The following is a 15,745-nucleotide window of genomic DNA, read 5'->3' on the forward strand; positions in this document are numbered from 1 at the left end:
CAGGATCAAACTCTCCGTTGAAGTAAAACAGACACAACCCCCAGCCCCGGGAAAACGGGACAAAAAGGCTGCACAAAATTTGAAACCAGCTGTAAAAACCAGACCACCCACAGGGGCGGACGATCCGGTCAATTCAACCAATCACTAAAACAATTGGTATCAACAAACTTGGCACACTATTGAGTTCTCAAACAACAGACACACCCGGCACCACCACCAGCAAAAAACACCGTGGATCGCTCCGGAGCAACTTCTCAAACTTACCGGCTGTCTTCTCACTTGTCAAACCGGCGTCCGCGACTCTCTTTAGCCAGGGGCTTGAGTGTCGGTTTTTCCGTCTGACTCCGTGGAGCAGCGCGGAAATAAACTCTACCACCACTCTTTCCAGAAGGCCAACCGGGCAGCGGACCCTCCCCTGCACGCCGGCAACAGGACATGAAAAAGCCCGGAACCACGGGGATTCCGGGCTTTTCCGTCGAGCCGGTGTCAGCCTGCGGCCGGAGCTCCAGGCTTGAAGTAGGCGGCGCCCAGCGGAGGCAACGTGACGCTGAGGGTTGCCGGCTGTCCGTCCTGCCCCTTGTCCGTGGCCGTCAGCTGACCGGAGTTGAGGACACCGGATCCGCCATAGGTCGTTGCGTCTGTGTTCAGCACTTCCGTCCAGGCCCCGGCTTCGGGTACACCAAGGGTGTACCCGACGTGCGGTGCTCCCGAGAAGTTGATGGCGCAGACCAGCGGGTTGTTCTCCTTGTCCCAGCGGATAAAGGACAGGACGTTCCGGTCGGCGTCTCCCCCGTTGATCCACTGGAAGCCGCCGGGCTCGTTATCGCGGGTGTACAGCGCAGGGGTGGATGCGTACAGCTCGTTGAGGTCCTTGGTCAGCAGCTGCAGTCCCTTGTGCGCGGGGATGTCGGCAAGCCACCAGTCGAGCCCGTGCTGTTCGGACCATTCCGCTTCCTGGCCGAATTCCGTGCCCATGAAGATGAGCTGCTTGCCCGGGTGCGCCCACTGGTAGGCAAAAAAGGCACGCAGGTTCGCCAGCTGCTGCCAGCGGTCTCCGGGCATCTTCCGCAACATGGATCCCTTGCCGTGGACTACCTCATCGTGGCTGATGGGCAGCAGGAAGTTTTCCGTGAAGGCGTACACCAACGAGAAGGTGACTGTTCCGTGGTGCCATTTGCGGTTGATCGGCTCCTCCGCGACGTACTTGAGGGAGTCGTGCATCCAGCCCATGTTCCATTTGAGGCCGAAACCCAGCCCGCCGTGGCTGGTCGGCGCGGTCACACCGGGGAATGCCGTGGATTCCTCGGCGATCATGACAGCGCCGGGGTGCGTCTTGTACACCGTGGCGTTGACTTCCTGGAGGAAGGAGATGGCTTCGAGGTTTTCCCGGCCGCCGAAGCGGTTGGGCTGCCACTGCCCCTCCTCCCTGGAGTAGTCCAGGTACAGCATTGAAGCCACCGCGTCCACGCGCAGGCCGTCAATGTGGAACTCGTCCAGCCAGTACAGGGCGTTGGCCACCAGGAAGTTCCGGACTTCAGTGCGTCCGAAGTCGAAGATCAGCGTGCCCCAGTCCGGGTGTTCGCCCAGGTTGGGATCCGCGTGCTCGTAAAGGGGTTCGCCGTCGAACTGGGCAAGCGCCCAAGCGTCCTTGGGGAAGTGGGCAGGAACCCAGTCAAGCAGCACGCCGATGCCTGCCTGGTGCAGGGTGTCCACCAGGTAGCGGAACTCGTCGGGGTGGCCGAATCGTGAAGTGGGTGCAAAGTAGGAGGTGACCTGGTAACCCCATGATCCGCCGAACGGATGCTCGGCCACGGGCATGAACTCCACATGGGTGAATCCGAGCCACTTAACGTACTCCACGAGTTCTTTGGCCAGTTCCCGGTACCCCAGGCCCAGGCGCCATGAACCGAGGTGAACCTCGTAGACGCTCATTGCCGAGTTGTGTGGGTCCCGCTGGGCGCGGGCCTCCATCCACTCCTGGTCTTTGAAGGCGTAGGAAGGCTCCACGACCCTGGACGCAGTCAGGGGCGGCACCTCGGTTCCGAAGGCCAGGGGGTCGGCCTTCTCCACCCAGTGGCCGGCCTTGGTCCGGATTTCGAATTTGTAGCACGCCCCTGCTACAACGCCCGGGACGAAGATTTCCCACACTCCCGAGGAACCCAGCGAGCGCAGGGAGTTTTCCCGGCCGTCCCAGGCGTTGAAATCGCCCTTGACCCGGACAGCCTGTGCGTTGGGCGCCCAGACTGCAAAGGAGACACCGTCCACATCCCCCATCGCGGACTTGTAGTGCTGGACGTGGGCGCCGAGGACTTCCCACAGTTTTTCATGGCGGCCCTCACCGATGAGGTGCAGGTCCACTTCGCCCACGGTGGGCAGGTAGCGGTAGGGATCGTCCACGGTGACCGGATCCGCGCCCGGGTAGGTGACGGAGAGCCTGTAGTCGGGTACGTGTCCCTGCTGCAGCGGCTCGAGGACGGCAACCCACACGCCGTGTGCCTCATGCTCCATGGGGACCTCGCCTGCCGGCGTGAGGACGGAGATTGCTTCCGCAAGGTGCTTCACCGTACGGATAGTGACGTGGCCGTAATCGTCAAGGTGCGCGCCCAACACAGAGTGGGGGGCGTGGTGTTCACCGTTGGCGATCCTGCCAAGGGTGCCTTCGTCGACCTTCAGCGGCACCCCCGGCCGGTCAGTTTGTGCTGAGCCTGTCATTTCGTTACCTTCCGATGCTGCCCCGGCGTTGCCGCCGGCGCCATTGCTGCCCAGGAGCCGCCTGGAGGCGTTCACGGGGATCGCCAGCCAGTCGGGCCTGTTACGCATTTCATAAACTACTTCGTACAGTGCCTTGTCCAGCCACAATGCCACAAAGAGCGGCGACTCCCTGTCCACCGTTCCGGGAGTGACCCCCGCGTACCCGGCCAGGAAGGCCTCCGCGCAGTCGTCAACCCAGCCTGCAGGCACCTGCGCGCCCTCCTGTTCGCGCTGGGCCGCGCCGGCCGCGTAATCGAAGGACCGCAGCATGCCGACGACGTCCCGCAGGGGAACATCAGGGACGTTCCGCTCGGCGACGGGCCGCAGCGGTTCACCCTCGAAATCGAGGATCACCCACCGTGCCTCGGTTCCCGAATGGCCGGGAACCTGGAGTATCTGCCCCAGGTGGAGGTCCCCATGGATGCGCTGCAGCGCACCGGCGGGCGCATGGTCAAGACGGCCCAGGAGCGCGTCCAAGGCGTCGTCGTAAGGTCCGACGGCGGCACCGGCCTCTGCCCACGCCTGGCGGACCCGCTGGGCTACTGCGGGCGCAATGACCTGCCCGGGTTGCGGCTCGGCGGCCTGCCCCAGCGCCTGGGCCAGACGCTGGTGCACGGTGGCCGTGGCTGCACCCAGGGCATGTGCTTCTGCCGTGAAGTCGGTGCCCGAGCGGGCGGCATCGACAGCAAGGCGCCATGCATCGCGGCCGCCTGCGAGGAACTCGTGCGCTACCGCCAGCACGCCCTGGACGTACCGGGGCCCCTTGGCCGTTGTGGACGCGAGCAGGCCATGGCCGAGCCACTCGCCGCGCACCCAGCCAAGGGTGGCCGGAACTTCGGAAGTACCTGCAGCCGTGAGGGCGGCACCCACCTCAACCTCGGGATTCGTCCCCTCCGAGAGCACGCGGAAGAATTTCACGATCGCGGCGGAGTCGCCGTCGTCCACAATGACTGAACTGTTGGACTGCTCGCCGGACAGCACCTTCACAACTCCGCGGGCAGTGGGGAGCCGGAACTCCCCAGGGACGCGGAAGCCTGCTGCAGTGCCGTTGGGCGCCTTTTCCTCGTGCCGGATGAGTTCCAGCCAGCTGCCCACGAAGTCGGGGTCGTGGACGGCGTCGTAAACCCAGGTCCTGGACGGGTCCATCCCGGCGGCCTGGCCAACCAGCGCCCGCTCCATTCCGGCTGCCGGCGCGTGCCGGAAGCTCAAGGGGACCTGGACGACGGCGGTCCGGGTGCCGCCGTCGGGCGTTTGCGTGGTGACGCGCAGGAGGAATACGGCCAAGCCGGCGTGGCCGGACGGATCCTCCAGCCCAAGGCTGCCGGCCTGGGACATCTCGAAGTCGGGCGTCTTGACCGGGAACCAGCGCTGCCGTGGCAGCCATTCCTGGAGCAGGGAGGTGAGGGCGGGGGTCAGTATGGGCTGGTTCATATCAGTTCTCGATCGACAGAATCGGCATCGCCTGCGTGTACGGCGACGATGGGTTGGAGGCTGCTGAACGGATCCGCAGCCAGAAGAAGTCGTGGCTGCCGAGGGTCAGGGTGAGGTTTCCGTCCTCACCGATGCCGGGGAACGGCTGGCCGCCGAAGACGTCGCGCAACCCGCGCCCGGCGAACTGCGGGACCCGCAACTGGGCCGCCACCGGATGCTGCGAGAGGTTGAACGCGCAGAGGATGGTCTCCCCGTCGACGCCGGCTGAATTGTCCTTGGGCAGCTCGCGGAGATACGCCAGTACGGCGTCATGGTCCGCCTCAACGTGTTTGAAGGCGCCCAGGCCGAACGCCGGGTGGTTCTTGCGGACACTCAGGATCTGCCTTGTCCAGCGGAGCAGCGACCCTGAATGGGCGGCCTCTGCCTCCACGTTGGCCATGGCGTAGTTGTAGACCAGGGACTGGATGGGAGGCAGGTAGAGCTTGCCCGGATCCGCGTTGGAGAAGCCGGCGTTCCGGTCCGGGTTCCACTGCATGGGCGTGCGCACGGCGTCGCGGTCTTCAAGCCAGATGTTGTCGCCCATCCCGATCTCATCCCCGTAGTAGAGGAACGGGCTGCCTGGCAGCGAAAGCAGGAGCGCGTTGATCAGTTCGATTTCGGCGCGGGAGTTGTCCAGCAGGGGCGCGAGCCTGCGCCGGATTCCGATATTGGCCCGCATGCGCGGGTCCGGGGCGTACCAGCCCAGCATGGCGGCGCGTTCATCGGCCGTGACCATTTCCAGCGTCAGCTCGTCATGGTTCCGCAGGAAGGTGCCCCACTGTGCCCCGTCCGGGATTTCCGGGGTGTCGTGCATGGTTTCGATAATGGGGGCGGCCTTCTGGTCACGCAGTGCGTAGTACAGGCGCGGCATGATCGGGAAGTGGAAGGCCATGTGGCATTCGGGCTCTTCCTCTGTCCCGAAGTACTCCACCACTTCATTAGGTGGCTGGTTGGCTTCGGCAATAATGACCCGGCCGGGATAGCTTTCGTCCACCATGGTGCGGAGCCTGCGGAGGAACTCGTGCGTGGCCGGAAGGTTCTCGCAGTTGGTCCCTTCCTCCTCATACAGGTAGGGGATGGCGTCTGCACGGAACCCGTCGATGCCCTGGTCAAGCCAGAACCGGACCACATCGAACAGTGCCCCAATTACCTTGGGGTTCTCGAAGTTCAGGTCCGGCTGGTGGCTGAAGAACCGGTGCCAGAAGAACTGGCGGCGGATGGGGTCGAAGGTCCAGTTGGATTCCTCGGTGTCCACGAAGATGATGCGTGCGTCCTGGTACTTCTCGTCCGTGTCGCTCCAGACGTAGAAGTCCCCGTAGGGGCCGTCCGGGTCCTTGCGCGACTCCTGGAACCAGGGGTGCTGGTCTGAGGTGTGGTTGAGGGGCAGGTCGATGATCACCCGCACGCCCCTCGCATGGGCCTCCGCCACGAGGCGTTTGAAGTCGCTGATCGTGCCGAACTCGTCCAGGACCGAGTTGTAGTCCGAGATGTCGTAGCCGCCGTCCCGCAGGGGTGACTGGAAGAACGGCGGCAGCCACAGGCAGTCCACACCCAGCCACTGGAGGTAGTCAAGCCTGTCGATGAGTCCGGAGAAGTCACCGGAGCCGTCGCCGTTCGCATCCGCGAAGGCCCTCACAAGCACCTCGTAGAACACCGCCTTCCGGTACCACAGCGGATCATGCTGCAGGCCCGGGGCATTTAACTCAAACGTGCTCTTTGGGGTGAAATGCTGGCCCGAACCCTGCGGGTTGAAATTCACTGATGCATTCTCCTCACGCGCAGGATATGTGCGGGCTCGACATGCGGGTCGAGGCGGACGTAGTTGTACTCGCCCCATTCCCAGCTCTCCCCGGAAATGAGGTCGTCCACGTGGAAGCCCCCATTGTGGGTCAGGTCCTGGGGGTCGAGTTCCAGCGCGGGCAGGTCAAGCGAGACGGTGCATTCCCTGGTTCCATGCGGATCAACATTCACCACGATGATGAGGGTGTCCTTGGACCCGTCCGGAAGGGTCTTGTGCTTGGAGTAGACCACCGTGGCGTTGTCGGTGCTGTGGTGGACCGTCAGGTTCTGGAGGTCCTGCAGCGCCGGGTGGGCATGGCGGATCTGGTTGAGTCTGGTGATGTACGGGGCAAGGGTCCGGCCGGACTGGGCGGCGGCGTCCCAGTCACGTGCCTTGTACTCGAACTTTTCGTTGTCGATGTACTCTTCAGCGCCGGGCCGGGCCACGTGCTCGTACAGTTCGTAGCCGGCGTAGACGCCCCACAACGGGCTGGCCGTCGCCGCCAGCGCGGCCCTGATCTTGAAGGCCGCAGGCCCGCCGAACTGCAGGTATTCCGTGAGGATGTCCGGAGTGTTGACGAAGAAGTTGGGGCGGAAGAACGCCGGGGACTCGTGGCTTACTTCCGTAAAGTACGCCTCGATTTCCTTCTTGGTGTTACGCCAGGTGAAGTAGGTGTAGGACTGCTGGAACCCTGCCCGGCCAAGGGCGTGCATCATGGCCGGCCGGGTGAAGGCCTCGGCCAGGAACACCACCCCGGGAACCTTTTTGTTGACCTGCGCAATTAGCCATTCCCAGAACCACACGGGCTTGGTATGCGGGTTATCCACCCGGAAAATCTTTACGCCGTGGCTTACCCACAGCAGCACAATCCGAAGAATTTCGTTTGAGAGGCCCTCAGGATCATTATCGAAATTCAGCGGATAAATGTCCTGGTACTTCTTCGGGGGATTTTCCGCATAGGCGATGGAGCCGTCCACGCGGGTGGTGAACCACTCGGGGTGCGACTGCACCCAGGGGTGGTCCGGGGCGGCCTGGAGCGCAAGGTCCAGGGCCACTTCCAGGCCCAGCCCGTTGGCCCGCGCCACGAAGGCATCAAAGTCATCGAACGTGCCAAGGTCGGGGTGGATGGCGTCGTGGCCGCCTTCCGCTGCCCCGATGGCCCAGGGTGACCCGGGATCGTTCGGGCCTGCGATCAGCGTGTTGTTGGGACCCTTGCGGTGCTGCACGCCGATCGGATGGATGGGCGGCATGTAGATGACGTCAAAGCCCATAGCCGCCACGGCATCAAGCCGTTGGGCAGCGGTGCGGAAGTTGCCGGAGGTCCAGGCGCCCGTGGTGTGGTCCTTGACGGCGCCTTCGGAGCGGGGAAAGAACTCGTACCAGGCACCGCGCCCGGCGAGGTCACGTTCAACCAGCAGGGGGAACCGCCGGGACACGGTCACCAGTTCCCGGATGGGCTGGCGGGCGACAATGTCCGCCACCTCCGCGCTGAACCCGGCGCCCAGGCGTTCCTCGGTGGTCAGCGACGCATCAGCAAGCGTGCCGGCGGCCCGGCCCAGGGCTTCCCTGTCCGCTTCGTTCCGGGAGTCGTCGCCGGATGCTTCGGCAAGCAGCGCGGACCCTTCGGCAAGCATGAGCTCAACATCGATCCCGGCGTCCACCTTCACCTCGGCATTATGGTGCCAGGTGCCGTAGCGGTCGTGCCAGGCTTCGATCGCGAAGGACCAGTCACCGGTGTCCGACGGCGTGAGCACGCCTTCCCAGCGGTCCGTTCCCATGCCCCGTTCCCCGCGCGGTGGTGCGAGCCTGACGCGCTGGCGTTCGTTGCCTTCGGGGTCGAAGAGCACGGCGCTGACGCCCAGCTGGTCATGGCCCTCGCGGAAGGCGGTGGCTCCCACCACGATTCCTTCGCCCGGCAGGGCCTTGGCAGGGAACTTGCCATCTTCCACGACCGGCTGCACGGCGGTGATCGGAAATCGTCCGAACCGCAGCCCGTCAGTGATGAGGCCCTTCGACATTTTCATTGATGCGGCACTGGTTCCTGATGTAGTCGTCACAAGCTCGACGTTAGCGAGAAATGTGCAGGAATGCTAAGGCTGCGCACTAAATTCGGCGCGTCAGTCGTCATTTCCTCTGCGCCATCTGTCATTTACCCAAAAGAGACCCGAAGCTGGTTCCGGCCGCGCATGTTGTCGGTTAGTGTGACGCAGGTGAAGGCAATCCGCAGATTTACCGTCCGTACAGTCCTCCCCGAGCCGATCCGTCCGCTGGCCCGCCTGGCAAGCAACCTGCGCTGGTCCTGGCACCGCCCCACGCGGGAACTTTTCGAGGGTTTGAACCCCCGCCTCTGGAAGGAAAGCGGCCAGGATCCGGTGGGCTTCCTGGGGATGGTGAGCCGCGAGGAATTCCAGCAGCTCGCTGCTGACCGCGCGGTCGTGGAGCGGGTAAGGGCAGCCGAGCAGGACCTGGACCGATATCTTGAGGAACCGCGCTGGTACCAGGGCCTGGGTCCCGATGCGCCTGCGTCGATCGCGTACTTCTCCCCGGAGTTTGGCATCACCGAGGTGCTGCCGCAGTACTCCGGCGGACTGGGGATCCTGGCCGGCGACCACCTTAAGGCAGCCTCGGACCTGGGCGTGCCGCTGATCGGTGTGGGCCTGCTGTACCAGGCGGGCTACTTCAAGCAGTCGCTGTCCCGGGACGCGTGGCAGCAGGAGACCTACCCGGTCCTGGACCCGGACGGCCTGCCGCTCACACTGCTGCGTGAGCCTTCCGCGGACGGCATCGGCCGCCCCCTGCAGATCGCACTCCCCCTCCCCAACGGCAGGCGCCTGCTGGCACACATCTGGCGCGCCGACGTCGGACGCGTTCCCCTGCTGCTCCTGGACTCCAATGTCCCCGGAAACGACGACGCCGCCCGCAGCATCACCGACCGCCTCTACGGCGGCGGCGGCGACCACCGGCTGCAGCAGGAGCTGCTGCTCGGCATGGGCGGGGTCAAGGCGCTGCGCGCCTTCCAGCAGCTCACCGGCACTGCCGCTCCGGAAGTTTTCCACACCAATGAGGGGCACGCCGGCTTCCTGGGCATCGAACGCATCCAGGAACTCATGGCCGGGGAGCAGGCGCTGACCTTTGACGAAGCCCTTGCCGCCGGGCGGGCTTCCACCGTTTTCACCACGCATACGCCGGTTCCTGCCGGCATCGACAGGTTCGAGATCGCCCAGATCCACCACTTCTTCCAGGCCGGCCTGGCACCGGACGTGCCGGTTGACCGCATCCTGGAACTGGGGCGCGAAAACTATGCTGACGGCAACCCCTCGGTCTTCAATATGGCCGTGATGGGCCTTCGCCTGGCCCAGCGCGCCAACGGCGTGGCCAAACTGCACGGCGAAGTCTCCCGCGGCATGTTCTCCGCACTGTGGCCCGGCTTCGACCACTCCGAGGTGCCCATCACGTCGGTGACGAACGGGGTGCACGTGCCCACCTGGGTGGACAGCCGCATCTCCAAGCTGGCTCGGGACCAGTTCGGCAGCGAGGCCGAAGCCAACGGCCGCTGGGACCTCGCCTACAACGTCAGCGACGCGGACGTGTGGGCACTCCGGCGTGAGATGCGGTCGGCGCTGGTTGACGATGTCCGCCTCCGCCTCCGCGCTGCCTGGAAGAAACGCGGCGCGGCAGATGCCGAGCTGGGCTGGACGGACAAGGTCCTGGACCCGGACATCCTGACCATCGGTTTTGCCCGGCGCGTGCCCACGTACAAGCGCCTCACCCTGATGCTGCGCGAGCCGGAACGGTTGAAGGCGCTGCTGCTGCACAAGGAACATCCCATCCAGCTGGTCATCGCGGGCAAGTCCCACCCCGCAGACGACGCCGGAAAGAAGATGATCCAGGACCTGGTCCGCTTCACGGACGATCCTGCGGTCCGGCACAGGATCGCCTTCCTGCCGAACTACGACATTGCCATGGCCCGCACGCTGTTCCCCGGCTGTGACGTCTGGCTGAACAACCCGCTGCGGCCCCTGGAAGCATGCGGCACCTCCGGCATGAAGGCGGCGCTCAACGGCTCGCTGAACCTGTCCGTCCTGGACGGCTGGTGGGATGAGATGTACGACGGCGAGAACGGCTGGGCGATTCCCACCGCCAACAACGGTGCATCCCCGGAGGAACGGGACGACATCGAGGCAGCCGCGCTGTACGAGCTGCTGGAAACGCAGGTTGCCCCGCGCTTCTACGGCAGCACGGTGTCCGCGGGCGCGGGCGCTGCAGGGCCCTCGACGTCGGAGGCGGAGAAGGTGCCCACGCACTGGGTCTCCATGATCAAGCACACCCTCTCGCATCTTGGACCGGCAGTTTCCGCGGAACGCATGCTGCGCGACTATGTGAACATCCTCTACCGCCCGGCGGCGGAGGCGGGGCGGAGCGCCTCCGCCAACTCCTACTCGCAGGCCCGTACCCTGGCGGCCTGGACGGCGAAGGTGCGTTTGGCCTGGCCGCTGGTGCATGTGGAGCACGTGGACTCTGTTGGGGTGTCCGAGGATCCCCAGATCGGGGACATCCTCCAGGTCAACGCCTATGTGGCGCTGCACAATCTCACCCCCGAGGACGTCTCCGTTGAAGTGGCCTACGGCCGGGCAGAAGAGAGCGACAGCCTGACGGATATCACGGTCATGGAACTGAAGATGCAGGAGGACCTGGGCAGCGGGCGCCACTTGTTCAGCGGATCCCTGGTGATCGACCGCTCGGGACCGTTCGGCTACACCGTCCGGGTCCTGCCGCGGCACGACGCCCTCGCCTCCAAAGCCGAACTGGGACTGATCGTCAACGCCTAGACAACAGCCAGCGCCTACGCCCAGTTCCTGACCACCCGGGAGGACCTTATGACCGAAGGCACGGTGGCCGATGTCATTGTGGAACGCCTCGGAACTTGGGGGGTCACCCGGGTTTTCGGCTACAGCGGCGACGGGATCAACGGTTTCATGGGGGCCCTGCGGAGGGCCGAAGGACGCGTTGAGTTCGTGCAGGCAAGGCACGAGGAAACCGCTGCCTTCATGGCAGTAGGCCACGCCAAGTACACCGGCGGGGTGGGGGTGGTTACCTCCACCCAGGGACCTGGTGCCGTGCACCTGCTGAACGGGCTCTACGACGCCAAGCTCGACGGCGTTCCGGTGGTGGCTATCGTCGGGCAGCAGAGCCGCACGGTGCTGGGCTCGGCCTACATGCAGGAAATCGATCTGATGTCCCTGTTCAAGGACGTGGCTGCACAGTTCGTCCAGCAGGTCAACGTTCCGGAACAGCTGCCGATGGTCCTGGACCGGGCCTTCCGCACCGCCAAGGCGACCTCCTCGCCGTGCGTGGTCATTGTTCCGCATGACATCCAGTCCGCCCCGGCGCCGGAACTGGACCAGGAGCACGGCATTGTGGTCACCGCACCGTCGTGGAGCACCTCTGCCAAGACTCCCCGGGACAAGGACCTGGAGGCTGCGGCAGCACTGCTGAACTCCTCGCACCGCGTCGCGCTGCTGGTGGGACAGGGAGCCCGGCACGCTGTGGACGAGGTTGTGGCGCTGGCGGAAATGCTGGGCGCCGGAATTGCCACCAGCCTGCTGGGCAAGCCCTATGTGGACGAGACCCTTGCCTTCGCCGCGGGCACCATGGGTCACCTGGGGACCACAGCCAGCGCTTACCTGCTCGGCAACTGCGACGCGCTGGTCATTGTTGGCTCCAACGATCCCTGGACGGAGTTTTATCCGCCGCCCGGGGCAGCGCGCGCCGTCCAGGTCGACATTGACGAGCGGAAGATCGGCAACCGGTACCCGGTTGAGGTTGGCCTGGCGGGTGATGCAGCGCCCGCGCTCCGTGCCCTGATGCCGCGGCTGCGCCCGCGTCCCAGAGGGCAGTGGCAAACGGACGTGGAGCAGGAAGTTGCCCGCTGGCGGGCCTTGGCTGAGGAACGGGCCGCCGTGCCGGCCGTACCCGTGAACCCTGAACGGGTGGTCCGCGAGCTGACCGGACGGCTGCCCGGTGATGCCTTGTTGAGTGTCGACGTCGGCAGTTGCGTTTATTGGTACGCCCGCCAGCTGGTGCTTCCGCCGGGCGTCCCGGCGCACCTCTCCGGGACCTTGGCCAGCATGGGGTGTTCCCTCCCCTACGGCATTGCGGCAAAACTCGCCCACCCCGACCGTCCGGTCGTAGCCTTAGCTGGCGACGGCGCCATGCAGATGGCGGGCATCGCCGAACTTATTACAGTGGCCCACCGGTGGCGGCAGTGGACGGATCCCCGGTTCGTGGTCTGTGTGTTCAACAACCGGGAGCTCACGGAGGTGACGTGGGAGCAGCGGGAGTCGGAGGGCGAACCACGGTTCGCAGCAAGCCAGGAGCTTCCCGACTTTCCGTTTGCCGGCTACGCCGACCTGCTGGGCCTTAAAGGCATCCGGGTGGAAGATCCGGAGCTGATTGGCGACGCCTGGGACCAGTCCTTCGCGGCAGACCGCCCCGTGGTTATTGAAGTACTCACAGACCCAGAGGTCCCGCTCCTGCCGCCGTTCCCCGCCGGCAGGGAGAAGGCGGAGAACATGCGCAAAGGCCTGGCGGCAGAGGACGACGGCAGCCGGGCAACGGAGCTGCTTGGCACCTATGTCTCGCATGAAGAGCGCGGCGGGTAGGACCCCGAAGGCTGGCTAGAGCAGGATGGCGGTAACGGCCAGGTCTTTCCCGGCGTAGCGCTCGGCGTCCTGGAGGATTTCGCACATGATCCCGAACGACCTGTCGCTGCGGAAGGGAGCAGCCACCAGCCACAGCACAGTGACGGGAGGATTGCCGTTGTCCGTGATGCTGTCCGCAAAGTCGTGCAGCGAATCGTTCAGCGCATCTAGGTTCACCCCGTAGTGCTCCGGAAAGTCCAGGACCTCGCCAAAGGCTTCCAGGACAGCCTTCCTGCTGTCCGCAGCGGGGACCACCAGGCTGCGGCGGCCGGCGTCGGCCACCTGTTCCTGCAGCTCCTCCAGGGTCCAGGTGTCTCCGGAGTAGATCTTCATGGTTTTGCTCAGCTGCCTTCCGCGATGAACTTAAAGGACTCGTAGTGGTCGTCGGTGTAGTACTTGTCGCCACCGGCCCCGGCCACGATGCGGCGTGCTCCCCTGTCCGACTCGCCAGGCGTTGGCACGGTGTATTCGCGGTAGTAGCCCCTGTCCTGCCGCGGCAGGATGCGTTCGAAGTTGCCGAACGTCTGGTCATCCTGGTTGTAGCGGTACGGTCCGCCGGCACGAATCAGGTTAAGCACCCTGCGGCCCTCGGCCGGAAGCGCAGATTCCCGAATCTCCGGCAGCCCGGAAAGATTCTCCGGCGCGGCCGCGGGCGGGGCTGGGGTTTGTGGCGCCGCCGGCTCTCCGGAAGCGGCACCGGGCGCCGGCACGGAACTGGAGGTGGCCTCCGGCGTCGCGCCTTCTGTCAGCTGGCCCAGGAAACCTGTGCCGCCGAAAGCAAGCAGGGCCAGTACCGCCAGGCCGGCCAGCAGCAAGGGCAGGATGGAGCGGTTGCGCATTCTTGTGGTCCCGTGGCTTAAGTCGATACCGCGCTAGGTGCGGTAAATGCTGATGGAATGGGCTTCGACGAGGTCCTTCTCCCCTGACGCCACCCGGCCGCCCTGGCGCAGCTCGTGGAGCGGCGAGGTGGTCAGGCGGAGCTCGAACATCTGCGGGTGGGTGCCTTTCGCTGTGACGCGGGGCAAGGTAATCCGGACGTCGGAGTTGCTGCCGTTCACCACCATGAGGCCGGCGAGCTCGCCGTTATCGGATCCAAGCAGGAGCTGAACCACGCGGTGGTGGGGATCGTTCCAGCGTTCCATGGACATGGGGTGGCCGTCCTGGTCGAACCAGTGGAGGTACGATTGCTCGTCCCGGACCGGGAAGTCGTGGGGCTGCGCGGCCAGGAACTCCTTGCGCAGGCGGATGTACCGCTTGGTGCTGCGGAGCATTTCGTGCGATTCCGGAGTGCGGGTCCAGTCCAGCCAGGCGATGGGGTTGTCCTGGCAATAGGCGTTGTTGTTTCCCTGCTGGGTCCGCGCCAGCTCATCGCCGGCAGTGATCATGGGCACGCCCAGGGAGATGAGCAGCGATGCCATGAGGTTGCGGCGGGACTGGGCCCTCCTGGCCAGGATCACGCCGTCCTCGGTGGGGCCTTCGACGCCATGGTTGTAGCTGCGGTTGTCTCCGTGCCCGTCCCTGTTCTCTTCGCCGTTGTCCTCATTGTGCTTGCGGTCGAACGAGACGAGGTCATTAAGCGTGAAGCCGTCGTGGGAGGTGATGAAGTTGACTGATGCCAGGCGGGAACGGCCGGAGGCCTGGAACAAGGCAGCGGAACCGGACAGCCCGTCCGCGAGTTTGGCCAGGGACCCGCCGTGGCCCCCGGAGTCCAGGGCAGCCCGGTCAGCCAGCCAGAACGACCGCAGCGCGTCACGGAAGTGGTCGTTCCAGTCAACCCAGCCGCCCGGGAACCTTCCGGTCTGCCAGCCGCCGTAGCCCACATCCCAGGGCTCGGCAATCAGTTTGACGTCCGAAAGGACAGGGTCCGCGGCAATGGCGACGAGGAACGGGTGCCGGGGGTCGAAGTCGTTGGCAGCATTCCGGCACAGCGTCACCGCGAGGTCGAATCGGAAGCCGTCGATGTGGAACTCGTCCACCCAGTACCGAAGGGAGTCCAGCACCATCTGGACCACGCGGGGTTCACCGAAGTTCAGGCTGTTTCCGCAGCCCGTGGTGTCCACGTACTTTCCGTGGCCGTCCGTCCGGTAGTACGCCTGCTCCCCCAGCCCGCGGAAGCTGATGGTCTGGCCGTCGGGGCCGCCCTCGGCCGTGTGGTTGTAGACGACGTCGAGGATGACCTCCAGCCCGGCGGCGTGGAGGAGTTTGACCATTCCCTTGAACTCGTCCTGGACGGCCTGCGGGCCGGCCTCCTGGGCTGCACGGGTGGCGTAGCCGGGGTGCAGGGCGAAAAAAGCCGCCGTGTTGTAGCCCCAGTAATTTGTCAGTCCCAGGTCCTGCAGGTGGGGTTCATCCAGGTGGAAGTGCACCGGCAGCAGTTGCACCGACGTGATTCCCAGGCTGGTGAGGTGCTCGATGATGGCAGGGTGGGCCATGCCGGCGTAAGTGCCGCGGAGCTCCTCCGGAACATCCGGGTGGAGCATGCTTTGTCCGCGGACGTGTGCTTCGTAGATGATCGTGTTGCGCCACGGCAGCCGGAGGCGTTCGTCTGTTCCCCAGTCAAAGTCCCCCGACATGCGCACGCTGGTCAGGAAGCCATCGCGCTGGTCCACCGCCCTGCCGTACGGATCAAGCAGCAGCGGCTGGCCGCCGTCGTCATCAACGTCCGCCGTGGGCACGGCGAAGGGCAGGGACTGCTCGCTGGACGCCGCGCGGAACCCATAGCGGGATCCGTACGGCAGGTCCTCAACGATCCCGTGGTGGACGCCATGGGTGACGTTGGGGAGCGACTGGAGCTTCCACTCCCCGCCAGGGGCGATGTATGCGATGTCCAGGCTGGAGACGCCCGGCGCGTAGCAGGCCACGTTGGCACGCCCGCCCGCCCGGTGGCGTGAACCTCCCGAATCGGCGCGCGGAACACTCACACCGAGCGGAACGGCCGTGGAGGCGTCCATGGTGGAAGCAGTGTCGAAGAGCGGCATGACCATCACCTAAATATTAGCCGCCAGCGGCACGTGTCCTGCCCGGACGCCTTGGCTGCGCCGGG

The 15,745-nt window shown here is 65.2% G+C and carries 8 protein-coding genes; 2 read left to right on the top strand and 6 right to left on the bottom strand.

Features of this window, described 5'->3' with window-relative positions; translation table 11 throughout:
* Positions 1-486: 486 nt before the first annotated feature.
* From NFU08_RS06635 to NFU08_RS06645, 3 genes are read right to left on the bottom strand one after another with little or no spacing between them, the layout of a single operon-like run.
* Positions 487-4,182 carry a 1,4-alpha-glucan branching enzyme gene (locus tag NFU08_RS06635; protein WP_251421625.1) on the bottom strand — a complete coding sequence of 1,232 codons (3,696 nt, stop codon included), beginning with the start codon at positions 4,180-4,182 and terminating at the stop codon, positions 487-489.
* Between the two features lies 1 nt (position 4,183).
* Entirely contained in the window at positions 4,184-5,980 is a 1,797-nt protein-coding gene (gene treS, locus NFU08_RS06640) for a maltose alpha-D-glucosyltransferase (RefSeq protein WP_174178622.1), read from the bottom strand.
* Positions 5,977-8,019, bottom strand: coding sequence for an alpha-1,4-glucan--maltose-1-phosphate maltosyltransferase (locus NFU08_RS06645; protein ID WP_251421945.1), 2,043 nt, complete (start codon positions 8,017-8,019; stop codon positions 5,977-5,979). Before NFU08_RS06645 ends, treS begins: the two co-directional genes overlap by 4 nt.
* A 192-nt stretch (positions 8,020-8,211) precedes the next feature.
* Here NFU08_RS06645 and glgP point away from each other — a divergent pair, with 192 nt between their 5' ends.
* Together glgP and NFU08_RS06655 are read left to right on the top strand one after the other, a co-directional pair.
* Positions 8,212-10,830 (top strand): alpha-glucan family phosphorylase, encoded by a 2,619-nt coding sequence (gene glgP / locus NFU08_RS06650; protein ID WP_174178624.1) that lies wholly within the window; start codon positions 8,212-8,214, stop codon positions 10,828-10,830.
* Between the two features lie 48 nt (positions 10,831-10,878).
* The gene (locus NFU08_RS06655; protein ID WP_251421628.1) at positions 10,879-12,663 is read left to right on the top strand and encodes a thiamine pyrophosphate-requiring protein; all 1,785 of its coding nucleotides are present in this window, start codon (positions 10,879-10,881) and stop codon (positions 12,661-12,663) included.
* Positions 12,664-12,678: 15 nt separating this feature from the next.
* Here the strand turns inward: NFU08_RS06655 and NFU08_RS06660 are convergent, their stop codons facing one another.
* The 3 genes from NFU08_RS06660 to glgX are packed head-to-tail and all read right to left on the bottom strand — an operon-like array spanning position 12,679 to position 15,686.
* Complete coding sequence (locus tag NFU08_RS06660) at positions 12,679-13,035, bottom strand: barstar family protein (RefSeq protein WP_174178628.1); 357 nt, start codon at positions 13,033-13,035, stop codon at positions 12,679-12,681.
* Positions 13,036-13,043: 8 nt separating this feature from the next.
* Positions 13,044-13,541 (bottom strand): ribonuclease domain-containing protein, encoded by a 498-nt coding sequence (locus tag NFU08_RS06665; protein ID WP_251421631.1) that lies wholly within the window; start codon positions 13,539-13,541, stop codon positions 13,044-13,046.
* A 33-nt stretch (positions 13,542-13,574) separates the two neighbouring features.
* Complete coding sequence (glgX, locus tag NFU08_RS06670) at positions 13,575-15,686, bottom strand: glycogen debranching protein GlgX (protein WP_251421634.1); 2,112 nt, start codon at positions 15,684-15,686, stop codon at positions 13,575-13,577.
* Between the last annotated feature and the right edge of the window lie 59 nt (positions 15,687-15,745).

This window comes from Pseudarthrobacter sp. NCCP-2145 (assembly GCF_023708005.1).
GTDB lineage: Bacteria > Actinomycetota > Actinomycetes > Actinomycetales > Micrococcaceae > Arthrobacter > Arthrobacter oxydans.